The sequence below is a fragment of the Frondihabitans sp. 4ASC-45 genome (assembly GCF_049472575.1).
Lineage (GTDB): Bacteria > Actinomycetota > Actinomycetes > Actinomycetales > Microbacteriaceae > Frondihabitans.
Genome location: NZ_JBCEBN010000002.1, coordinates 456,560 through 478,828, shown reverse-complemented (window position 1 = coordinate 478,828; position 22,269 = coordinate 456,560). Strand labels below are relative to the sequence as shown.

The window sequence follows — 22,269 nt, the reverse complement described above, 5'->3', positions numbered from 1 at the left end:
GAAAGGCATCACCAATGACCGACGGAGCAGCAATCGGCGGAGTCGTCCTCGCCATCTTCCTTATCATCGTCGTCATCTTCGTTCTGGTGATCCTGTTCCGGTCGGTGCGGATCATCCCTCAGGCGACGGCAGGTGTCGTCGAGCGACTAGGCAAGTACCACAAGACCCTGACACCGGGTCTGAACATCCTGGTTCCGTTCATCGACCGTGTGCGTCCCCTCCTCGACATGCGCGAGCAGGTCGTCTCCTTCCCGCCTCAGCCTGTCATCACCGAAGACAACCTCGTTGTCTCGATCGACACGGTCGTCTACTTCCAGGTGACCGACGCGCGAGCGGCGACCTACGAGATCGCCAACTACCTGGGCGCGGTCGAACAGCTGACCACCACGACCCTTCGTAACGTCGTCGGTGGGCTGAACCTCGAAGAGGCGCTGACGAGTCGTGACAACATCAACGGCCAACTGCGCATCGTGCTCGACGAGGCGACGGGCAAATGGGGAATCCGCGTCGGGCGAGTCGAGCTCAAGGCGATCGAGCCGCCCCTGTCGATCCAAGACTCCATGGAGCAGCAGATGCGCGCCGAGCGCGACCGCCGTGCGCAGATCCTCCGCGCCGAGGGCACGAAGCAGGCGGCGATCCTCCAGGCGGAGGGTTCCCGGCAGGCCTCGATCCTCGAGGCCGAAGGCGCGGCGAAGTCGCAGGTCCTCCGGGCTCAGGGTGAGGCCGAGGCCATCCAGACAGTCTTCAAGGCCATCCACGACGGCGACCCCGACCCCAAGCTGCTCGCTTACCAGTACCTCCAGACTCTGCCGAAGATCGCCGACGGCGCCGCGAGCAAGGTCTGGATGATCCCGTCCGAATTCACCGAGGCGCTCAAGGGTGTCGGTGCCGGATTCATGGGAGCCAAAGAGGCCATGTCGGGAGAGACTCCTTCGACGAAGAGCGCCCCGGCCACGGGCTTCCCCACCGCGACGACGGCACCCTCCGCCGAGTGACGGCGAGCTGGTTCACACCGGCCCCGCCGCGGGTGATCGCGCACCGGGGGCTGGCAACGGAGGCGCCGGAGAACACTCTTCCGGCATTCCTCGCTGCCCTGGCCCTCGGTGTAACACACCTCGAGACCGATGTGCATGCGACGAGCGACGGCGTCGCGGTTCTCAGCCACGATGCCGACCTGGGCCGGATCGGTGGGCCGGCCACCGGGATCCTCGGGTTGACCTCCCGCGAAGTCGCGAGGCTGCGTTTGCCCGACGGCACGGAGGTTCCGAGCCTGGACGACGCCCTCTCCGCTTTTCCCGATGCGCGTTTCAATATCGACATCAAGGTCGACGAGGCCGTCGAGCCGACGGTTGCGGCGATCAAGCGGCACCGTGCCGCCCCTCGCGTGCTCGTCACATCGTTCGACGATGCCCGTCGCAAGGCGGCCGTGGCAGCCCTGCCCGGTGTAGCGACTTCGCCCTCGACGAGAGGCGTCGTGCGCGCAGCAGTGGCGGCGCGAACCCCGCTCCCCTGGTTCCGCAGACGTGCACTTCAAGGCATCGACGCCCTGCAGATCCCCGAAAAGCACCGCGGGGTCCAGGTCCTCTCGGCAGCCCTCCTCGAAGCCGCTCACTCTGCCGGCGTCGAGGTTCACGTCTGGACCGTGAACGATCCGGTCGACATGGCCCGACTGCTCGACCGGGGAGTCGACGGCCTCATCACCGATCGATCCGATCTGGCACTCGCTCTGCTCCGAACTAGGAGTAGCAAGTAGCGGCGAGGCCTGGGAGGGCACTGTGAAATCTCACCTCGCGAAACAAACCTTCATCTTAAGTGGTTATAACGGGAGATTGCAACGCGAGAGGAGACCACGCAATGGCAGATCGCAGTTTGCGCGGAATGAGGCTTGGTAGCCAGAGCCTCCAAAGCGAAGAGGGCGTGGAATTTTCACCCCGCAAAAAGGCCGTCTACCAGACGACCGACGGAGCCACGTTCGATGTCGTCTTCGCCGCAGAGGCGGAGATTCCCGACTCCTGGCAGTCGCCGAAGAGCGGCCAAGAAGGACTTCTGCTCTCGGCCGACGGCAAGCCCGTCGACATCGACCGCGGTGACGTGAAAGTGCCCCGAACCCACTGGGACATGCTGCTCGAGCGTCGCACGCGACCCGAGCTCGAAGAGTTGCTGCAAGAGCGACTCGACTACCTGCGGGCCCGCAAGGGGCAGCAGAAGATCGGCGCGTAGCCTCACCGCGCCTCACACGTCCATCTACCTCGACCGGCCTCTCGGCCTCGGGGTGGGTGGACTTTTTTACGCCTACTAGGCGGCGCGACCGAGACGACGAGACCGGCGGGCCAGACGATCAGACTGTTTCGCCTGACGCGCAGCATCGCCATACCCGGATCCCCTCAGGAGAACACGAGATAGCACGAGGGCCGCAGCCGCGAAGAACATCGCGAGCTGCTCGAGAGCGGCCCCGCCCCACACCGCGGGAGTAGTGCCCGTGCCAAGGGGGACCTTGGTGACCATCGCACCGGGCTGGAATGCCGGAATGCTGTCGATGGTCTTGCCGTCGGCGGAGATGACGGCGCTCGATCCGACGGTCGAAATGTTCACGAGCGGCCTGGACGTCTCGATGGCCCGCAGGCGGGCGATCGCGAGCTGCTGGGTGTTCTCGTCGGTCTGGCCGAAGTCGGCGTTGTTCGTCTGAGCGAGGATGACCTGCGCTCCCCCGTCGACCATCTCGCGAGTGAGGGCGTCGTCGACGATGTCGAAGCAGATCGAGATGCCGGCCTTGATCGATCCGACGTCGAGCACGTTCGCATTCGTGCCCGGGGTCAGGTCACGCGTGAGCAAGCCGACGAGCGAAGGGGCGAGGGCGTTGAAGAAGGGGCGATCGGGCACGTACTCCCCGAACGGAACGAGATGCCTCTTGTCGTATTGCGCCTGGACCGTGCCGTCGTCCCAGACGATCGACGAGTTGTAGTCTTTCGACCCGCGCTCCGTGATGACGCCGGAGACGATCGGAGCCCCGTACGCCTTCGACAGCACATCGAAGATGTAGGCACCGAAACGATCCCGAGTGGGATCGCGGTCGGATGCGCCCTCGGGCCACACGAGCATGTCGATGTCGTCGGACGGCAGAACGCCCTTGTACGTCGCGTCGACCTGCGCGTTGCTCAGGTCGCCGTATGTGCGCTGCTGGAAGAAGCCGGCTTTGCTGTTGCCCTGAACAGCCGCGATAGTCGAGGATCCGGCAGACGCGCTCGGCCAGGCGGGAACGGCGAGGACAGCCACAATCGCCGTCGCCGCTACGAGGGCGCGAGTCGTGAGGTGAATCGGCTGCTCGACGAGCAGCTGCATGACCGCGGCCACGAGCGCGACCATGACGAAGCTCAGCCCGGAGATGCCCAACCAGGCGGTCAGCGAGGCGAACGGGCTCTGTGACTGGCTCTCAGCGACGCGTCCCCACGAGAAGCCCCCGTAGGGGTAGTGCCCCGCAACGAATTCGCGACCGACCCAAAGGCCGGCGACAACGACCGGCAGGAGAAGCGTGCGGCCCAGCGTGCCCTGCCAGACGCGAGGAACCCACCGGTACGCCAGGGTGATCGGAATGGCGCCGAGGGCGAAGATCAGCGCCTCAAGCCCCGCTAGGGCGATCCACGGCACCGGGCCCAGGTAGGTGGCCACCCAGTCGATGAGCACAAAGAAGAAGGTCATGCCCGACGCCAGGCCCACCAGGAGGGATCCGCCGACGCTTCTCCCCTTCAGCGCCAGAAGGATCAGGCCGATGCCGACAAAGGTCAGGGGCCAGATGCCGCGGTCGGGAAACCCGAACTCCATCACTGCCCCGCCCCCGACACCCGTGACAAGGGCGATCCACAGGGGAAGACGGAAGTCAGAGGTGCGCGGGTCGCCCGAAGGGCTCGGCACGCCGGAGAAACGGGGCACGCGTGAATTGTAGGGTGCCGACACTGTGGAGTGACTCTGTCGAATCACACCGCGGTGTAGGCGACGATGCCGCGCCGGACGGCGTCGAGCGCCTTCCGCGCCACCGGACCGACCGGCGGATCGGCGACGACCGACAACTGGTCGAGCAGGTCGATCGTCTGCTTGGTCCAGCGCACGAAGTCGCCGGCCGCGAGCTCGGCGTCGTCGAGGACCGTGTCGAGCGACGCTCCTCGGGCCCAGTGGTACATGGCCAGCGCGATACCCGGCGACGGCTGCAGGGTTCCCGGGAGCCGATGCGCCTGCTCGAGGTCGTTGAGCTCAGCCCAGATCGTCCGGGTTCGATCGAGTGCTGTGCGGAACTCTCCGGGCGGCAGGTAGCGGTCGCCGAGCATCCCCTCGTCGCGGCGGGGCTCATAGACGAGCGTCGCCGCCATGGCCGCCAACTGCGGTGCGTCGAGCGAGTTCCAGGATCCTCGTCGGAGGCACTCGGCCACGAGAAGGTCTCGGTCACCGTAGATGCGCCGCAGGGTTTTGCCGGGGGCGGCGACGTCGACCTCGGCCACGCGGGAGAGCCGCGACGAATCGGCGATTCTGTCGGCCGACCCTGCACTCGGCTCCGCACCGCGAGGAACCAGGTAGCCGAGGTCGACCAGCACGTCGGTGACCCGGTCGAAGACCTTCGCGACCGCACCCGTTCGGCTGCGGATCTGTGCCGACAACTGATCGGTCTGCTTCTTCAGCTTGTACCAGCGCTCGGCCCAGCGCGCATGCTGCTCGCGCTCCGGGCAGTTGTGGCAGACATGCTGCCGTAGCTGACGACGGAGGGCGGTGATCTTCTCCTGGCGGGAGTCGCGCTCCTTTCGACTCTGCACCTCAGAGCGGGATGCGCCCTGCTTCTCGAGTTCGGCGATGTCTTGACGCAGGGTCATGTACTCGCCGAAGTCGCCGAGATGGCACTCCATCGACTTGGCGTACCCGTCGAGCGACTGCTGCTGCGACCGGACCTTGCGTGCCAGATCGACCACGGCCCGGTCGGCCTGGAACTGGGCGAACGACGTCTCGAGGACTTCTCGCGTGCGGGATCGGCCGAACCGCTCGATCAGGTTGACCGCCATGTTGTAGGTCGGCCGAAAGCTGGAATTGAGCGGGTACGTGCGGCGCGAGGCGAGCGCTGCGACCGCCTGCGGGTCGAAACCCTGCGCCCACTGGATGACGGAGTGACCCTCGATGTCGATGCCACGGCGACCCGCGCGGCCGGTGAGCTGGGTGTACTCCCCCGGCGTGATCGGGACGCGCGACTCGCCGTTGTATTTCTCGAGCTTCTCGAGCACGACGCTTCGAGCAGGCATGTTGATGCCCAGCGCCAGGGTCTCGGTGGCGAAGACAACCTTGACGAGCTTCTTCTGGAAGAGCTCCTCGACGACCTCTTTGAAGGCGGGGAGCAGGCCCGCATGGTGTGCGGCGACACCGCGCTCGAGACCCTCCACCCACTCGTAGTAGCCGAGGACGGCGAGGTCTTCGTCGCGAAGGGTGCGGCAGTGCTCGTCAACGATCTCGCGGATCTCATCGCGATCCGCGGCGGTCGTGAGCCGGATGCCGGAGCGGAGCACCTGCCGGACAGCCTGATCGCAGCCGACGCGGCTGAAGACGAAGAAGATGGCCGGCAGCAGGTTCTTTCCGTCGAGCAGCTCGACGATCTTCCAGCGGTCCATCCGGCCGAAGTTCTGGGGCCCGGACGACTGGGGGCGCGAGTCTCGCTTGGGCTTGTAGCCGTGGGAGCCGGATCCTGGTCGGCCGTTTCTCGAGCCCGGCCTCGAACTGAGCGATGCCGCCCGCACCAGCTCGGGGTTGACCCGATTGGTCGCGGCCTTGCCGGTCGAGTCGAACAGGTCGAGGTATTTGGAGCCCACCAGGACGTGCTGCTGAAGAGGAACGGGGCGCTCCTCGGAGACGATCACGTCGGTGTCGCCGCGGACCGTCTGGAGCCAGTCGCCGAACTCCTCGGCATTCGAGACGGTCGCGCTGAGCGAAACCATGCGGACGTCGAGCGGGAGGTGGATGATGACCTCCTCCCAGACGGCACCCCGGAACCGATCGCCGAGGAAGTGGACCTCGTCGAGCACGACCCAGCGCAGGTCGGTCAGCAGGTCGGAGCCGGCGTAGAGCATGTTGCGGAGCACCTCGGTCGTCATGACGACGATCCGCGCGCGGGAATTGACGTTGGTGTCGCCGGTGAGCAGCCCCACCTCGGACGCGCCGTATTCGGCGACGAGCTCCTGGTATTTCTGGTTGCTCAGCGCCTTCATCGGAGCCGTGTAGAAGACCTTGTCACGGGGGTGCTGCATCGCGAGGTGAATGGCGAACTCGGCGACGAGCGTCTTGCCGGCCCCCGTCGGAGCCGCGACGAGCACGCTGCGACCGGCCTCGACGACCTCGCAGGCAGCGATTTGGAACCCGTCGAGCGCGAAGCCCAGACGCTCGCGGAAACCCTGGAGCTGCGGGGTGCGAGTTCGGGCCCGGGAGGCCGCGAATCGCTCGGACGGAGACAGTTCGCTGCTGGTCACGTGGTCGATTCTGTCACGCGCGGCCTGCGAGCCCGTGCACGGGAGACCGCTGCCGAGAGAGGCCTGTGCCGGGAACTGCTAGGCCCCGGCGAGCTCGGCGTCGAGGGCCGCCACCCGTTTGGCGAGACGACGATCGTGGAGGGTGGTGACGAGGCAGGCGATCAGGTAGAGCCCGACCATGGGGATGGCGAGCAGGATCATCGAGATGACGTCGGCGGAGGGGGTGACGATGGCGGTGAAAAGGGTGATGAGGATGATCGCCACGCGCCAGCTCTTGCGGATCGACGCCGCTGTCAGCACACCGATGAAGTTCAGCAGAACGAGGAAGACGGGAAGCACGAAGGCGACGCCGATGGCGAGCACCAGCTTGAGCACGAAGTCGTAGTACGTCTTGGCGTCGATGATGCTGGAGTCTTCGGAGGCGATAAATGAGGTCATGACCTGCACAATGTGCGGGAGTACAAAGAACCCGGCGCAACATCCGGCGAGAAAAAGTGGGATCGCGGCGCCGAGGAAGCCGATCGCGTAGAGCTTCTCTTTGCGGACCAGAGCCGGCACGATGAACGCCCAGATCTGGTAAAGCCACACCGGGCTCGAAATGATGACGCCGACGGTGATCGTGATGGTGAGTTTGAGGTCGAACGCGCCGGTGACATTGGCGAAGTTCAGTGACGCGAGACGACGACCGTTGCCCGAGATCTGCTCGACGGGTGAGCGGAGCACGTCGAGCACGTACGGCGAGAGGAACCAGCCGGCCACCGAGCACACGGCAATGGCCACCGCGGCGAAGAAGAGACGTTTGCGCAGCTCGAGGAAGTGCTGCCCGAGCGACATGCGCCCCTCTGACGGGCTCCGCTTCGCACCGCGAGAACGAGCCGTGCCACCGCCCTGAGCACCGCCCGGCGCCGAGGTCGTGGCCACCGACTAGAGCTTCGGTTTGTCGGTGTTGAGCGGAGCCGCGTTGCCGGACGGTGCCGGCGTGGTGACGGTGGTGGTGGTGCTGCCGTCGGGGTTCACCGTGGTGTGTTGCACGGGTGCAGCCGGAGTCGGCGCCACCGTTGTGGCTGCGGCGTTGGTCGGCGCCGTGGTGGCGGCGTCGGACGAACCGTCGTGGTTCGGCCCGATCTCGGTCTTGAAGATCTTCATCGACTGAGCGACGCTCTTCGCGAGGGCGGGGAGCTTCGGCGCTCCGAAGAGGAGGAGCAGGATCACCAGAATGATCAGAAGGTGGGGTAGGCCAAGAGCACCTGAGAACATCAGTCGCCTCCTAAGAAGTGTGCGGAAAGGCGATTCTAACGCGGACGCCCCGGAAAAGCGTCAGGGCTGGTCGTACCTGTGAGTGGCTCGGGCGGCCCAGTCGGCCACAGCCGCCCGTGCCGCGGCCGGTGCGACGACGACGGGCCCTCCGGGGAGCCCGGCGACAAGGCGAGCCAAGGATCCGAAATGGTTGACCCGCAGCGCAAGTCGCGTGCGCCCCTCGGGCCCGTCCTCGATCGTCTCGGGGGCGTAATCGTCGAGCAGCGTCGAGGCCGCGGCGTCGATCTCGATCTCGACCACGATGTCGTCGGGCGAGCCTTCGAAAAGCGTGTCGGGAAGCGACACGTCGGCGGCGCGGAACGAGATGGGCTGGTCGCTGACAGCGGCATCGCTCACCCGGTCGAGGCGGAAAGTGCGGACGGCTTCGCGTAGGTGGTCGTAGCCCCGGAGGTACCAGTCGGCGTCGAGGGATTCGACTCGGAGCGGATCGACGCGTCGCCGCTCGATCTGCCCGCGGACTCCGGAGTAGTCGAATTCGAGCTGGACACCCTCGTCGACCGCGCGGCGGACGAGGGCGAGGAGTTGGTTCGTTTCGGAATTCTCGACGGCGACCTGGCTGGGGGCCCCGGAGGCTCCGCGCGCCAACTTCGACATCAGGGTGGCGATGGCCTGCCTGTCGGCGTTCTCGGGCAGGGACGAGAGATATTGCAGACCGGCGATGAGGGCGGCGGCCTCTCGCGCCGAGAAGCGAGGCGAGTCGTCGATAGCGACGAGGTTCGTGAGGACGATCACGTCGTTCTGCTCGAAGTCGTCCCAGGCGATGTCGAAGAGGTCGCCGTGCTGGTACTGGGTTGTCTCGCCCGGTATACCCGAGACGGCAATGAGCTCGACCGCGCGCCGGATCTGCGTGACGGGAACTCCGAAGTGGGTAGCAGCCTCGGCGACGCTGACGCTTCCGCGATCCATCAGGTAGGGAACGAGGGAGAGCAGGAAAGCGAGTTTGTCTTGCGCCTGGAGGGCGGGTGCGCGCTCAGCCACGGGATGCCTTTCGTGAATCGGCGTGCTGAGTCGCGAGTGCGCTGAGACGCTTGACGACGAGCTCGAGCACCCCCTCTGGTTCGACGACGCGCACCTCGGGCCCGAACGAGGCCAGCTCGTCGGCGAGCAGGAAGCGATCCGACCAGTGGATGGTCAGGGTGCCGTCGTCACCTCGGGTCGTGCCGCGGCGCTTCAGCAGTCGGGTCTCTGCATCCGAGGCAGGTTCGACCTCGACGACGGCCGTCTGCGCCGACCACAGGTCTTCGAGGTCGGCGAGCGAGCGCTCGGCTGTCGCCTCCGGCGGGACCGTGACGTTCTCGTTCGTCACCGTGACTTCGCCGGTGATCCGGGAGAGGAGGAACGTTCGCCAGCCGCCCGTCTCGGTCTCGATCGCCGAGCACATCCAGCGCCCCTGGAACTGGACGAGGGCATAGGGAACCACTCGCCGGGCCCGAGGAGCACTCTCGCCGGGCTTGAGGTAGTCGAACAGAACCACGGCCGACCGATCGAGGGCGGTGCGCAGCGGCTCGAACGCGGAGTCGCGCGAGCGAATTCTGGGGGCGTAGTCGAGTTCGGGGACCGGGGCCGCCCCACCGAGGCTGCGGAGCTTGAGGAGGGCACGACGGGACTCCCCCGAGAGCGTCCCCTCGCGCCAGACCATGGCGGCGAGGGTCAGCAGGGCCGTCTCTTCGGACGAGAAGGCGATGTCGGTGGGGAGCTCGTAGTCACCGCGGAGAATTCGGTAGCGGAGGTTCTGGTTGTTGCCGCTCGAACCGAGTTCTTCGATGGTCTCGAGGGGAACGCCGAGCTCGCGGATGTCGTCTTTGTCTCGCTCGAACTGTCGCTCGAGGGCGAGGTTGTCACCCCGGCTCCATCGTTGCCGGTAGCCCTGGACGGTCGAGAGGATCTCGGTCTTGGTCAGACCCGTGTCGGTGGCGAGCAACGCCAGAACGAGACTGAACAGCCGCTCTTCAACCGGGACGCGTGGGGCGCGCCCAACGGGTCCGGCACTGGAGGAAGGAGTGGCTTTCTTCGGCACGAAAGGGATCTTAGGTCAGCCGAGGCGGATCGTCAGAGCGATCCCAGAAGGTCGAATACGTAGACGAGGGTCGAGGTGGAGCCGCTCTCGGCCGTCGGCGGGATGACAATCATGACCTGCGAGCCGACCCGCTGGCCGATCAGGGCTTTTCTCACGGTGCTGGGGATTTTGTCGGACGAGAGGTCGATCGTCGTCGCGGCGTCGCCGTTGACCCAGGTGGAGCCCTGAACGGTCGGCTCGGCCGCCCAGTCGACCGCGGTGAACTGCGCGACGGCGGTGGACTTCGCGGTGAGCTTCGCCCCGTTGCCCTTACGGACCAGCTGTACCTTCTCGGTCTTGGGAGCGGCGACGTCGGGGATGCTGATGCCGGGTGCGCCGTTGGCGGCGGTCACGACGGCCGGCATGTTGTTGACGCCGAACTGGAGGGCGCCGTCGGCCTTGGGAAGGAAGGCACGGACGACGTCGATGACGGCGATGTAGGCCGGGCCCGACTTGTCGTCTTTCTTCGCCGTGGTCGAGCTGAGATCGCTGACCTTGACGGCGACGGCGAGACGCGACCCGACCTGGGCGCACTCGAGAGCGTCGACGAGGGGGCCACCGGCGGTGGCACCGACGGTGACGGGGGCTGCGGCGGCGGCGTAGGGCTGGACCGCCTTGCCGGTCTCCCCCGAGTACACGGCGAACTTGATCAGCGCGGGAGTGCCGTCGGTGAGGGTCTGGCCGTCGCCCTGCACGAGTGTGGAGACCTGGGTGTGCCGCGTGTTGATCGGCGTGGGGATCGTGACTTTGGTCGGCGCTTCGCCGAAAGACCCGCTCGCCGAGACTACGGACGAGGCGTCGCCCGAGGCGGGGGTCGTGCAGCCGGCCGAACCCGGGGCGGAGCTCGTGGAGCAAGCGGTCAGCGTCGCCAGAAGCCCGGCAACAACGATCAGCGCGGGGATCTTGCGCACGAATCCTCATTTCTTTACTGCACTTGAGAGAGCCGGCCCCTGAGGGCACGGCCCGTTCAGCCTATCGGGTGTTCGTGGGGGTCGAAGCCGCTGGTCACAGGCCCTCGAGGGGCTGCGGCCGCGGCTCCGACCGCTCAGTCGCGACGGGTCACGACACCTTGCCGAGTAGGTCGACGACGAACACGAGCGTCGAGTTGGCGGGAATGGAATCGCCCTGCGCGGTGGCTCCGTAGCCGTCGGCCGGAGGCACGACCAGCAGCACCTGGCTGCCGATCTTCTTGCCGGCGAGACCCTTGACCCAGCCGTCGATGAGCTGACCCGAGGTCAGGCTCCCGACGAAGGGCTGACCCTTGGCCCACGACGAATCGAATACCTTGCCGTTCTTGTAGAGCACGCCGGTGTACTGCATCATCACCGAGTCGCCCTCCTTGACGGTGGCGCCCGATCCCTCGATGAGCGTGGTCGAGACGAGCTTGCTGGGAGCCTTCGTCTTCGGAACGGTGATCGTGGGGGCCCCGTCTTTGGCGAGGGTGACGGTGGGCTCGCCGGACACGGCCTTCTGCTTCTCGCCGGTCGCCCTCGAGGGGAACGCCTTCAGGATGTCGGCGACGAATACGACGCTGTCTTTCGCGCCGATCTTGTAGTCGCTGATGCCCTGACCGTTCGTGGAGTCTTCGGGGCTGCCGGCGATCGCGACGCGGTCGCCGACGTGCGAGCACACGAAGCCCTCGCTGAGTGCGGCGAGGCTGGTGCCCGAGGCCGGCTTACCCGCGACCAGGTACGTACCGCCCTGCGTCGACGTGTAGGTCGAGGTGGCCTGCTTGCCCGTCGATCCGTTGTAGAGCGAGACCTGGAAGATGACCGGCTGGCCGCTCTTCACGAGGGCCCCGTCGCCCTTGACCAGCGTCGTCTTCTCGGTGGTCTTCGTCGATAGACCCTTGTCGAAGGTGACCTTGGGGGCCTTGCCCACGTCGCCGGTCGCCTTGATCGACTCGGAGACGCTGCCCGACGACGTGCCGCCCGAGCAGCTGGCGCTCGGCTCGGCGGAGGAGCAACCGGCGAGCGACAGGGAGACGAGAGCCCCCACGGCGGCAGCGGCGGCGAGTGTCTTGGTGATCTTCATCTGCACGGTCAGTCCTGTTCGGTTGTGGTGGACGGAGTCGGGAGGTCGGTGCCGGGCGCGGGAGCCTCGGATCCTTCGCTTGCGGGCCGGATCGCGTCGGCGCCAGCGACGGCCTTGGCCGCGGCGTCCTGAGCCTGCCTCGCAGTCTTGCGAAGCTTCTTCGCGGTGGCCGAACGCTCGCCGAGAGCGCCGGGAGTCCAGAGCTCAACGTCTTCTTCGGAGTAGTCGGACTTCGACGCGCGACGCTTCAGCTGCGGGAGGACGGCCCCCGGGGCGAGACGACGGGCCGTCAACAGGAAGCCGGTGTGCGCGATCATGCGGTGGTCGGGCCGAACGGCCAGGCCCTCGACGTGCCAGGACCGCACGAGCGTCTCGGAGGAGTCGGGTTCGGTGAAGCCGCCGAAGTGACGGAACGCCTCGGCCGTCCGGGAGAGCTGGGTGACGGTGGCCACGTAGCAGACCACCAGACCGCCGGGCTTGAGGGCCGTCGCGACCGCCTCGACGTTCTCCCACGGGGCGAGCATGTCGAGCACGACGCGGTCGGCTGTTCCGGCCTCGACCACGCGGGGCAGTTCTTCTAGCAGATCGCCGACCGTGACCGACCAGTTGCTGGGCGTGGCGCCGACGAAGCTCGTGACGTTGCCCCGCGCGACGTCGGCGAACTCTTCGCGGCGCTCGAACGACGCGAGGCGACCCTCGGGGCCGATGGCGCGCAGCAGGGAGAGCGACAGGGCACCCGAGCCCACCCCCGCCTCGACGACGGTGGCTCCGGGGAAGATGTCGGCGAACGTGACGATCATCGCCGCGTCTTTCGGGTAGACGATCGCGGCGCCCCGGGGCATCGACATGACGAAGTCGGCGAGGAGCGGCCGAAGCGCGAGGTATTCGTCGCCCGTCGTGCTGATGAGCACCGAGCCGTCGGGCAGGTCGACGACGTCGTCGTGGCGGATGATGCCGCGGTGCGTGTGGAATTCGCCGCCGGGGGTCAGCGTGATGGTGTGCATGCGGCCTTTGGGCCCGGTCAGCTGCACCTTGTCGCCCCAGAGGAACGGCCCGCTCTGCCGACGGAACTGGGCGTCCGCCTGCGGAATGTCGGTCTGGTGGTCGGTCATGAGTCGCCTTCCGGGAGTGCGTCGAGCCCGCGGGCAGAGTGAAGGATCCGCGAGAGCTCGCTCAGCGAGACGTCACTCAGCGAGTGCCGGTGCGTGAACCCGCCGTCCTGCGGCAACGGCGCATGATGCTCGACTCCGATCGTCGCAGCGCCCGAGGCCATGGCCGCAGCCAGGCCGGTGGGGCTGTCTTCGATCGCGACGCAGTGCCGCGGGTCGACGCCGAGCTTCGCGGCCGCGGTGAGGTACGCCTCGGGGTGCGGCTTGCCGTGCTCGACCTCGTCACCGGCGACGACGAGGTCGAAGGCGGGGAAATCGATGATCTCGACGATCTCGACGGCCATCCGCCGGAACGACATGGTCACGAGAGCCGTCGGGATGCCGGCGTCGCGCAGCTCGCGGAGGAGCTCGCGCGCACCCGGACGCCACGGCACGTGGACGCGGACCCGCTCGAGCACGTCGTCCGTCATCCGGTCGATGATCTCTTGGGCCGTGAGGTCGACACCGTGATCTTGGAGCACCTTGGCCGAGTGCCAGAGGCTCGAGCCGATCAGCGAGTCGCCGTCTTCCTGGCTCCAGACACCGTCGTGCTCGGCCACGAGAGCGACCTGTGACTCCTGCCAGTACGGCTCGGTGTCGACGAGCGTGCCGTCCATGTCCCACAGGACGGCGGCCGGGATGATCTCGGCGCGGAGGCGCTCGGCAGTCGAATCGGTCACGACAGGCGAGTCTAGAGCAGGGCGGTGACGCCGACGGGAGGTCCGGGACCGGGCCGCTGCTGCTAGCGGCTATCGTGGAGAGCTGACGCGGAGGGCCGAACGAGGGTCTCCGCAGTAAAGGAGTCCGGTGTCGCCATCGTCACGATTCGCTGAGGGTCGACTGCTCGTCGTCGCCTTCGAAGGCTGGAACGACGCCGGCGAAGCCGCCAGCAACGTCGCCAGGTCGCTCGTCGACACCCTCGAGATGACGACGCTCGCAGAGCTCGACGGTGAGGCGTACATCGACTACCAGTTCAATCGTCCGCAGGCCTCGCATGACGACGACGGCAGCGCCAGCCTCATCTGGCCGCGAATCCAGCTGCACGGCACGCCCCAGGTCGCCTCCCCCGTGATCGACATCTCCGGCGTCCTCGACACCGCCGACGGTCCTGCCGACGGAGGTCTCTTCGTGCTGCTCGGCGCCGAGCCCTCGCGCAGCTGGCGCAGCTTCGCCGCCGAGATCGTCGACCTGGTCGATGTGCACGACATCACGGGTGTGGTCTTTCTCGGCGCGATGCTCGCCGATGTGCCCCACACCCGGCCGATCTCGATCTTCGTCGGCAGCGAGAACGCCGACGTCCGTCAAGAGTTCGACGTCGAGCGCTCCACCTACGAGGGGCCCGTCGGCATCCTCTCCGTACTCGGGCACGCCCTCGAGGCAGCGTCGATCCCGACCCTGTCCATCTGGGCGTCCGTGCCGCACTACGTGCACAACGCCCCCTCCCCCAAGGCCTCCCTCGCGATCCTCGACAAGGTCGCCGAGATCACCGGTGTGGTCATCCCCCGAGACGAGCTCGTCGACGAGGCATCGGCCTGGGAGTCAGGCATCGACGCGCTGGCGGCCGACGACGAAGACATGGCCGGCTACATCGAGCAGCTCGAACAGGCTCGCGACACGGTCGACTCCCCCGAGGCCAGCGGCGAGGCGATCGCGCAGGAGTTCGAGCAGTACCTCCGAAAGCGCGATGGCAAAAGCGGCGACGAGCCCTGGCGACCGCCCGCGGTGTAATTCCGCGGATTGCTGACGCCGTAGCTCGCGACCCGTTGCGCGGGCAGGCCGGACCTACGAGTCGAGCTGGTCGGCCCGGTGGGTGCCGGCCGCGAAGACGAACTGCTCCACCTCATGCCGCGAGCGGAGGCGTATCACCTGCAGGTGCGGGTGCGACCGCGCGAGCCGGGCACCGAGATCGCGGTATTTGCGGCGGGTGCGAACGGACCAGCGGATGATGTGCTCCGGGTCGGTGAGGATCGCGCTGAGGGGGCCCTCGATGTTGCCGTTCCAGAGCGGCTGCCGCCGGATCCTGCGCGTCAGAGTGCGACGAACCACCCGGGCGAAGACCAGCCGATAGGGCAGGTCGAGCCACACCAGCGTGTCGGCGCGCTCGGCCAGCAGCGCGCGGGCGGATTCGTACTGCCACTCGGTGATCCACCGGTCGCCGCTGGTGAACGCCTCGACGTCGGCGACGAATTCCTCGCGCGGTGTCCAGTTCGGGCCATGGAAGAGGCCGTCGAGTTCGACGTAGTCGAGGCCGAGGATCCGGGCGAGGCGCCTCGCGAGAGTCGATTTGCCGGCCCCCGACACGCCTGCCACCAGCACTCGGCGTGGGCTCGTGGGGAGAGCGTCGAGGGGCCTGAGCGTCATGCCGAGAACCAGCTGTCAGGCCGAGACGCGGATGCCGAGAAGAGCATCGACAGCCTCCACGTCGATCGATGACGGCGCCTCACCCGACGCCACCGCGCGTTCGACCGCCGCGATGGCGCCGGGCGTGTCGAGGTCATCGGAGAGGTGGCGGCGCAGTTCGGTGAGAAGCTGTGTGACCTCGGTGCCATCGACGGCTCGCGCGGCCCACCGCTGCCACTCGGCGAGGCGCGCGACGGCCGTGAGGAGCGAGTCGTCGAACCACTCCCAGTCACTCCGGTAGTGGTGGTCGAGCAGCGCGAGCCGGATGGCACGGGCGTCGACTCCCGAGGCCACGAGTTGGGAGACCTTCACGAGGTTGCCGAGCGACTTCGACATCTTCTCGCCCTGATACGCGACCATGCCCGAGTGGGCGTAGTGCGAGGCGAACGTCTCACCGGTCAGTGCCGTGCCGTGGGCCGCGCTCATCTCGTGGTGCGGAAAAATGAGGTCGGAGCCGCCGCCGTTCACCGACACCGGCAGAGCCAGGTGGTCGAGGGCGATCACCGAGCACTCGATGTGCCAGCCGGGGCGTCCGTCGCCGACGGCGCTCGGCCACGAGGGCTCGCCGTCGCGGGCGGAACGCCACAGCAGCGGGTCGAGGATTGCGTGCTTGCCGGGTCGCTCGGGGTCTCCCCCGCGCTCGGAGAAGAACCGCAGCATGTCGCCCGCGCCGAGACGGCTTTCGAGACCGAGATGCCACGCCGTCTCGGATCCTGCCCTGTCGACGTCGAAGTAGACGTCGTCACCCGCGGTCGAGTCGGGTGTGTCGACCCGGTAGGCGAAGCCGTCGGCGAGGAGCTTCGCGACGGCCTCGCCGATCGGCTCGATGACGTCGGTGACTGCCACGAAGTGGTCGGGCGGGCTCACACGGAGGTGCTCCATGTCGGAGCGGAACAGGTCGGTCTGCGAGGCGGCGAGCTCACGCCAGTCGACGCCGGTGGCCGTCGCGCGTTCGAGCAGCGGGTCGTCGACGTCGGTCGTGTTCTGCGCGTAGACGACCTCGACGCCCGCATCGCGCCAGACCCGCCCGAGCGTGTCGAAAGCGAGGTACGTGTTGGCATGACCGAGGTGGGTGGCGTCGTACGGGGTGATCCCGCAGACGTAGAGGCGACCACCGTCGGTGACGTGCCGCCCACCGGTGGCGGTGTCGAAGAGGTCGGGCGCGGATCCTTCGCCCGGAAGAACCGGGATGACCGGGGCGTTCCAGGAGCGCATCAGCCGATGACCCCGACGCCGAGGAGGATGAACAGGACGATGCCGAGCAGGATCCGATAGATCACGAAGGGCAGGAAGCTCCGCTTCGAGATGTAGTTCATGAAGAAGGCAATGACGACGAAGCCGACCACGAACGAGACCACGGTCGCCGCGATGGTGGCGGGCCAGGTGAACTCGTTGGTGGCCCCGCCCGAGAGGGCCTGGTAGACCTCGAAGAGCCCGGAGCCGAAGACGGCGGGGATCGCGAGGAGGAACGAGAAGCGGGCGGCCGCCGGACGGGTGTAGCCGAGTGCGAGACCAGCCGATGTCGTGGCGCCCGAGCGCGAGACACCCGGCACCAGCGCGAGCACCTGCGCGATGCCGATCGCGATGCCGTGGCCCCACTTCATGTCTTCGAAGCGCGCGAGCTTCTTGCCGAAGATGTCGGCGGCGGCCAAGACCAGGCCGAAGACGATGAGCACGGTCGCGAGCAACCAGAGCGACCGGAACTCGTTCGCGATGAACTTCTGGGTGAGCACGCCCACGATGACGATGGGGAACGTGCCGATGATCACCAGCCAGCCCATCCGGACATCCTGGTCGCGCTTGTCGACCCGACCGAAGAGCGACCCGAACCACTTCGAGACGATGCGAGAGACGTCTTTCCAGAAGTAGATCAGCACCGCCAGCTCGGTGCCGAGCTGGATGATCGCGGTGAAAGCCGCGCCGGGATCGAACTCCTCGGCGCCGTGCGGGAAGAACAGTGCGACGAGGCGGATGTGACCGCTCGACGAAATGGGGAGGAACTCCGTGAGGCCCTGGACGAGGCCGAGAAGGAGTGCCTGAAGAAGGTGTTCCACGTGAGGAAGGAGCCTCTCAGTAGCTGGCGAGAAGGTCGCGGAGCACGCGACTGCCAAAGGTTAGCGCCTCGAGCGGTACCCGCTCGTCGACGCCGTGGAACATGGCCGGGAAGTCCATCTCTTCGGGCAGGCGGAGCGGCGCGAAGCCGTAGCCCTTGATGCCGAGAAGGCTGAGGGCCTTGTTGTCGGTGCCGCCGCTGAGCAGGTAGGGCAAGACGGGAGCTCCCGGATCGTGCCGCTCGAGCGTGGCCTTGATCGACTCGACGAGCGGGCCGGAGAACGGCGTCTCGAGGCCGATGTCGGTGTGCATGGTCACGATCTCGATGTCGTCGCCGATGAGTGCGCGCACCTGGGCCAGGACGTCTTCCTCTTCGCCGGGCATGCAGCGGATGTCGACGAGCGCCTCGGCCGTGTCGGGCACGACGTTGTGCTTGTAGCCCGCCGTCAGCATGGTCGGGTTCGTCGTGACTCGAAGGCTGCCCTTGATGAAGCCCGATGCCGTGCCCGTCTTCAGCACCAGCTCGTCGGGGCTCACCCGCTCGGGATCGACACCGAGGATCCGAGACACCTCGCGCAGCAGCCCGGACGTCGTCTCGGTCAGTGCGACGGGCCACTCCTGACGCCCCAGGATCGCCACGGCCTCGGCGAGTCGGGTGACCGCATTGTTCGCGATCATCTGCGACCCGTGGCCCGCGGTGCCCCGAGCGATGAGCTTGATCCAGATCAGCGCCTTCTCGCCGGTCTGCAGCAGGTACGAGCGCTTGCCATCGATGTACGTCGAATAGCCGCCGACCTCGCTGATCGCCTCGCCCATGCCGTCGAAGAGCTCGGGGTGGCTCTTGACCAGGAAGTGCGACCCGAGCACTCCCCCGGCCTCCTCGTCAGCAAGGAATCCCAGCACGAGGTCGCGCGCCGGACGCTCGCCGGCACGCAGCAGGTCGCCGACAGCCGTCAGCATCATGGCGTCCATGTTCTTCATGTCGACCGCGCCGCGGCCCCAGAGCATGCCGTCTTTGACGACGCCGCCGAACGGATCGACCGTCCAGTTCGCAGGATCCGCGGGAACGACATCGAGGTGACCGTGCACGACGAGCCCCGGCTTTGCCCGGTCGCGGCCCTCGACCCGCGCGATCACGCTGTGACGGCCGGGCTCGGATTCGAACGTCTCCGGCTTCAGGCCGAGGGCTTCGAGCTTCGCCGACACGTATTCGGCGGCATCGGCCTCGCCATTGGACTTGCCTCCTCCGTAGTTGGAGGTGTCGAAACGGATGAGGTCGCGCGCGATCTCAGCCGTCTCGTCGAGCTGGGTGGTGTCGACGTGTTCGGTCATGCCGCAACGCTACCCGGAGGCGCGTGTCAAAACCGCCGCCCAGATCGTGCTAATGTCTTCGAGGCGGTTACGCCGCAACACACCGGTCCGGGTGGCGGAAATGGCAGACGCGCTAGCTTGAGGTGCTAGTGCCCTTACGGGCGTGGGGGTTCAAGTCCCCCTTCGGACACCGAACAAGACGAAAAGACCTTGCCCTTACAGGGCAGGGTCTTTTTTCGTTCGGGCGTAGGGTCGGGCCATGGATTATGTGCGTCTCGGCAACAGTGGCCTCGAAGTCTCCGCGATCACCCTCGGAATGATGAGCTACGGCGATCCGGCCCGTGGCGGGCACTCCTGGAGTCTCCCCGAAGAGCAGAGCCGCCCCTTCATCAAGCAGGCACTCGAGGCGGGCATCACCACCTTCGACACCGCCAACGTCTACAGCGACGGCTCGAGCGAAGAGATCACCGGACGAGCGCTCGCCGACTTCGCCACGCGCGAGGAGGTCGTGATCGCGACCAAGGTGCATGGTCGGATGCGTCCCGGCCCCGGAGGGCAGGGCTTGTCGCGCGGATCGATCATGACCGAGGTCGACGCGTCGCTGAAGCGCCTCGGGACTGACTACATCGACCTCTACCAGATCCACCGCTACGACCCGAACACGCCCGTCGAAGAGACGATGGAGGCACTGCACGACGTCGTGAAGGCCGGTAAGGCCCGCTACATCGGCGCGTCGAGCATGTGGGCGTGGCAGTTCGCCACCATGCAGCACGCGGCCGACCTCGGCGGCTGGACGCGATTCGTCTCGATGCAGGATCAGTACAACCTGATCCAGCGCGAGGAGGAGCGAGAGATGCTGCCCTACTGCCTGGACCAGGGGGTCGGCGTGCTGCCGTGGAGCCCTCTCGCCCGAGGCAGACTCACCCGCGACTTCGACGACACCACGACGCGCAGCGAGACGGACGCCTTCGGCAAGACTCTCTATCGCCAGCAGGAGGAGGCGGACCGCCGGGTCGCCGACGCCGTGAAGACGATCGCCGACGCCCGTGCTGTCTCCCGCGCGCAGGTGGCACTCGCCTGGGTCCGGCAGCAGGAGGCGGTGACGTCGCCGATCGTGGGGGCCACGAAGCCTCAGCACCTCGACGACGCGATCGCGTCCGTCGAGCTCCACCTCGACGACGACGAGCTCGTCGCGCTTCAGGGGCCCTACGTCCCTCGTGCGCCCGAGGGTTTCTGACCTCTCGCCCCCGGAGGGTGCATACTCGACCCACCAGGGCGGTGACGGAGCCGCCCGGCACGACGAACGGAGCCGCCCGTGAGCGACGACAAGCACGACCACAACGAGGCCCAGGCCGCGCAGACCGGGGCTAAGCAGACCGACGCCGGAACAGATGCTCCCCTCAATGGCGGCGAGCACGTGACGGCAGGCTCGTACACGGGAACCCAGGAGGACGGCGTCGAGTACGACGGCGCTTTCACCGACAGCGAGATCCCCGAGGAAGCCACCACGCCGGGTGAGACCGAGGCCGACCGTGCAGGTGTCGAAGGCAGCTACACCGAAAGCGACGGCGTCGAATAGCAACCACTGGTGACTCAGGAGTAGCGTCGTCGTCATGACAACACGAATCGTTATTCTGGGTGGTGGTTCGGCGGGTCTTCAGACCGCTCTGGCTCTTCAAAAGAAGCGACCTCCCCAGAGCGCGAGCATCACGGTGATCGACCCGAGCCCCTACATGACCTATCAACCGTTCCTGCCCGAAGTGGCGGGTGGGCACATTGATCCCAAAGATGTGACGGTTCCGCTGCGTAAAACGCTCAAGCGCTCGAAATTCATCCAGGGGGCGATGTCGGGTATCGACACTGACTCCAAGAAGGTGACGGTCGACCTCGTCGACGGCCGCACGAGCGAGGTCGCCTACGACCACCTGGTCGTCGCCATCGGTGCGGTCACGCGGACGTTCCCGACGCCCGGGCTGGCTGAGAACGCCGTCGGTTTCAAGAGCGTCGAGGAAGCGTCGTACGTGCGGGCCCGGATCCTCGGAAACATCGAGAAGGCGGCCGCGACCACTGACCCGGCCGAACGGGCCAAGCTCCTGACAGTCGTCTTCGTCGGTGGCGGCTACACCGGCGTCGAGGCGATGGGCGAATTGCTCGACACCGCGAATTCCGCGGTCGACCAGTACCCGGTTCTCTCCCGGCACGAGGTGCGCTTCGTGCTCGTCGAGGCCCTTGACCGTGTCGCTCCCGAGGTCGGCCCCGAGCTGTCCAAGTGGACCCTCGGTGCGCTCCGCGCCCGTGGCATCGACATCCGACTCAAGACCACGATGCCGTCGTGCGAGAACGGCGACTGCGTGCTGAGCGACGGCGAGACGGTCCCCGCCGGCACGATTGTGTGGACGGCAGGCGTCAAGCCGAACCCGGCGCTCGACAGCACCGACCTGCCCCGCGGGCCCAAGGGCCACGTCAACGCCAACGCCAAGCTCGAGGTCGTCACCGACGAGGGCAAGCGCATCGATGGTGTCTGGGCACTCGGCGACAACGCCCAGGTACCCGACCTGACTGCCGCGAAGCAGCCGGCCTACTACCCGCCGAACGCTCAGAACGCCGTCCGTCAGGCGGTGACGGTCGCCGAGAACATCCTCGCGTCGATGGCCGGAGAGCCTCTCGCCGAATACCGCCACGAGTCGGTCGGAACCGTTGCGAGCTACGGCATCGGAAAGGGTGCGGCTCTCATTCAGGGCGTGCACCTCAAGAACCTGTTCGCGTGGCTGGCCCACCGCGGGTACCACCTGCTCGCCATGCCGACCTTCACGCGCAAGTGGCGCATCCTGACCGGATGGGTCACCAACCTCGTCGGTGGTCGCGACGAGACCACCCTGGAGAACATGAACGACCCGCGAGCGAACTTCGTCGCTCTCGCGGGTGGGGTGAAGAAGTAGCGTTTCATCTCGCCGAATATCGGGCCCCCGTCGCATTCGTGCGGCGGGGGCCCTTTCGTGTCCGAGGGGTGGCGCACGAGCGACCAGTGCGCTTCGAGCAGGTGAACGGGCTGTGAGCGCCGGAAGCCGAGACTTCACCCCCTCTCGCCCGTTTGGGTGAGAACGGGGTACAGCACGTGCGGTCATTCGGGAGGACGCGCACAACCCGCGTCGAAGAGATAATCGACGCCCGTCGTCTAATTCACTCCTGTCGAACGGTACGAGGTGCCCGCATCCGCGTGCTGGTGGGCATCAGGTGTGCCTCATGCCGAACCAAACTGTTTCGTGCCTTGGCGTTACGGCAACGCCCCCCGGAGGGGGGTCCGGTCCCCCGAAGGCATCACCCGTTGGCGAGGCGGCATCACCCGTTGGCGCGTACCTCATGCGGGGGGCATGCGGTCCCCCGAAATGGGGGCATGTGGAGCGAGCGGTCGATGGCCTACCGTCGGGATATACCCGCTGAGGCCATCGGCTGACAACTG

The 22,269-nt window shown here is 67.0% G+C and carries 21 protein-coding genes and 1 tRNA gene; 8 read left to right on the top strand and 14 right to left on the bottom strand.

Annotation, left to right across the window (positions count from 1 at the left end; translation table 11 throughout):
• Nucleotides 1-14 precede the first annotated feature (14 nt).
• The 3 genes from VH571_RS05810 (at nucleotide 15) to VH571_RS05800 (ending at nucleotide 2,220) form a co-directional block, all read left to right on the top strand.
• Nucleotides 15-995 (top strand): SPFH domain-containing protein, encoded by a 981-nt coding sequence (locus VH571_RS05810; RefSeq protein WP_084815855.1) that lies wholly within the window; start codon nucleotides 15-17, stop codon nucleotides 993-995.
• Complete coding sequence (locus VH571_RS05805; protein WP_423263703.1) at nucleotides 992-1,753, top strand: glycerophosphodiester phosphodiesterase family protein; 762 nt, start codon at nucleotides 992-994, stop codon at nucleotides 1,751-1,753. Before VH571_RS05810 ends, VH571_RS05805 begins: the two co-directional genes overlap by 4 nt.
• Before the next feature lie 101 nt (nucleotides 1,754-1,854).
• Nucleotides 1,855-2,220, top strand: coding sequence for an RNA polymerase-binding protein RbpA (locus VH571_RS05800; RefSeq protein ID WP_055957617.1), 366 nt, complete (start codon nucleotides 1,855-1,857; stop codon nucleotides 2,218-2,220).
• Between the two features lie 75 nt (nucleotides 2,221-2,295).
• On the opposite strand, the gene lnt is transcribed toward VH571_RS05800, so the two are convergent.
• The 10 genes from lnt to VH571_RS05750 all read right to left on the bottom strand — a co-directional run bounded on the left by lnt (nucleotide 2,296) and on the right by VH571_RS05750 (nucleotide 13,726).
• Nucleotides 2,296-3,927 carry an apolipoprotein N-acyltransferase gene (gene lnt / locus VH571_RS05795; protein ID WP_423263702.1) on the bottom strand — a complete coding sequence of 544 codons (1,632 nt, stop codon included), beginning with the start codon at nucleotides 3,925-3,927 and terminating at the stop codon, nucleotides 2,296-2,298.
• 44 nt (nucleotides 3,928-3,971) lie between these two features.
• Nucleotides 3,972-6,491, bottom strand: a complete 2,520-nt coding sequence (locus tag VH571_RS05790; RefSeq protein WP_423263701.1) for a DEAD/DEAH box helicase — start codon at nucleotides 6,489-6,491, stop codon at nucleotides 3,972-3,974.
• A 78-nt stretch (nucleotides 6,492-6,569) separates the two neighbouring features.
• Nucleotides 6,570-7,325 (bottom strand): twin-arginine translocase subunit TatC, encoded by a 756-nt coding sequence (gene tatC, locus VH571_RS05785; protein WP_055961789.1) that lies wholly within the window; start codon nucleotides 7,323-7,325, stop codon nucleotides 6,570-6,572.
• Between the two features lie 90 nt (nucleotides 7,326-7,415).
• Nucleotides 7,416-7,748 (bottom strand): twin-arginine translocase TatA/TatE family subunit, encoded by a 333-nt coding sequence (locus VH571_RS05780; RefSeq protein ID WP_423263700.1) that lies wholly within the window; start codon nucleotides 7,746-7,748, stop codon nucleotides 7,416-7,418.
• A 60-nt stretch (nucleotides 7,749-7,808) separates the two neighbouring features.
• A complete protein-coding gene (locus tag VH571_RS05775) occupies nucleotides 7,809-8,786 on the bottom strand; it encodes a helix-turn-helix transcriptional regulator (protein WP_423263698.1) in 978 nt (325 codons plus the stop codon).
• A complete protein-coding gene (locus VH571_RS05770) occupies nucleotides 8,779-9,825 on the bottom strand; it encodes a helix-turn-helix transcriptional regulator (protein WP_423263697.1) in 1,047 nt (348 codons plus the stop codon). Before VH571_RS05770 ends, VH571_RS05775 begins: the two co-directional genes overlap by 8 nt.
• Before the next feature lie 32 nt (nucleotides 9,826-9,857).
• Nucleotides 9,858-10,775, bottom strand: coding sequence for an FKBP-type peptidyl-prolyl cis-trans isomerase (locus tag VH571_RS05765; RefSeq protein WP_423263696.1), 918 nt, complete (start codon nucleotides 10,773-10,775; stop codon nucleotides 9,858-9,860).
• A 148-nt stretch (nucleotides 10,776-10,923) separates the two neighbouring features.
• Nucleotides 10,924-11,898: an FKBP-type peptidyl-prolyl cis-trans isomerase gene (locus VH571_RS05760; protein ID WP_055961792.1), complete on the bottom strand. Its 975-nt coding sequence runs from the start codon at nucleotides 11,896-11,898 to the stop codon at nucleotides 10,924-10,926.
• Nucleotides 11,899-11,906: 8 nt separating this feature from the next.
• Nucleotides 11,907-13,010, bottom strand: coding sequence for a tRNA (adenine-N1)-methyltransferase (locus VH571_RS05755; RefSeq protein WP_423263695.1), 1,104 nt, complete (start codon nucleotides 13,008-13,010; stop codon nucleotides 11,907-11,909).
• Complete coding sequence (locus VH571_RS05750; RefSeq protein ID WP_255410128.1) at nucleotides 13,007-13,726, bottom strand: HAD family hydrolase; 720 nt, start codon at nucleotides 13,724-13,726, stop codon at nucleotides 13,007-13,009. Before VH571_RS05750 ends, VH571_RS05755 begins: the two co-directional genes overlap by 4 nt.
• A gap of 127 nt (nucleotides 13,727-13,853) precedes the next feature.
• On the opposite strand from VH571_RS05750, the gene VH571_RS05745 reads away from it, so the two are divergent.
• Complete coding sequence (locus tag VH571_RS05745; RefSeq protein WP_055957636.1) at nucleotides 13,854-14,774, top strand: proteasome assembly chaperone family protein; 921 nt, start codon at nucleotides 13,854-13,856, stop codon at nucleotides 14,772-14,774.
• A gap of 54 nt (nucleotides 14,775-14,828) precedes the next feature.
• Here VH571_RS05745 and VH571_RS05740 read toward each other — a convergent pair whose 3' ends face one another.
• The 4 genes from VH571_RS05740 to VH571_RS05725 are packed head-to-tail and all read right to left on the bottom strand — an operon-like array spanning nucleotide 14,829 to nucleotide 18,830.
• Nucleotides 14,829-15,407: an AAA family ATPase gene (locus VH571_RS05740; protein ID WP_423263694.1), complete on the bottom strand. Its 579-nt coding sequence runs from the start codon at nucleotides 15,405-15,407 to the stop codon at nucleotides 14,829-14,831.
• Between the two features lie 15 nt (nucleotides 15,408-15,422).
• Entirely contained in the window at nucleotides 15,423-16,661 is a 1,239-nt protein-coding gene (gene mshC / locus VH571_RS05735; RefSeq protein WP_423263693.1) for a cysteine--1-D-myo-inosityl 2-amino-2-deoxy-alpha-D-glucopyranoside ligase, read from the bottom strand.
• A complete protein-coding gene (locus VH571_RS05730) occupies nucleotides 16,661-17,500 on the bottom strand; it encodes an undecaprenyl-diphosphate phosphatase (protein WP_055957644.1) in 840 nt (279 codons plus the stop codon). The genes mshC and VH571_RS05730 overlap by 1 nt, the downstream gene beginning before the upstream one ends.
• A gap of 16 nt (nucleotides 17,501-17,516) precedes the next feature.
• The gene (locus VH571_RS05725; protein ID WP_423263692.1) at nucleotides 17,517-18,830 is read right to left on the bottom strand and encodes a M20/M25/M40 family metallo-hydrolase; all 1,314 of its coding nucleotides are present in this window, start codon (nucleotides 18,828-18,830) and stop codon (nucleotides 17,517-17,519) included.
• An 85-nt stretch (nucleotides 18,831-18,915) separates the two neighbouring features.
• Between VH571_RS05725 and VH571_RS05720 the strand changes: the two genes are divergently transcribed.
• The 4 genes from VH571_RS05720 (at nucleotide 18,916) to VH571_RS05705 (ending at nucleotide 21,748) form a co-directional block, all read left to right on the top strand.
• Nucleotides 18,916-18,999, top strand: a tRNA-Leu gene (locus VH571_RS05720).
• Between the two features lie 69 nt (nucleotides 19,000-19,068).
• A complete protein-coding gene (locus VH571_RS05715; RefSeq protein WP_423263690.1) occupies nucleotides 19,069-20,046 on the top strand; it encodes an aldo/keto reductase in 978 nt (325 codons plus the stop codon).
• Nucleotides 20,047-20,124: 78 nt separating this feature from the next.
• Nucleotides 20,125-20,388 carry a hypothetical protein gene (locus VH571_RS05710; RefSeq protein WP_423263688.1) on the top strand — a complete coding sequence of 88 codons (264 nt, stop codon included), beginning with the start codon at nucleotides 20,125-20,127 and terminating at the stop codon, nucleotides 20,386-20,388.
• 34 nt (nucleotides 20,389-20,422) lie between these two features.
• Nucleotides 20,423-21,748 (top strand): NAD(P)/FAD-dependent oxidoreductase, encoded by a 1,326-nt coding sequence (locus VH571_RS05705; protein WP_055957655.1) that lies wholly within the window; start codon nucleotides 20,423-20,425, stop codon nucleotides 21,746-21,748.
• The last annotated feature ends 521 nt before the right edge of the window (nucleotides 21,749-22,269 follow it).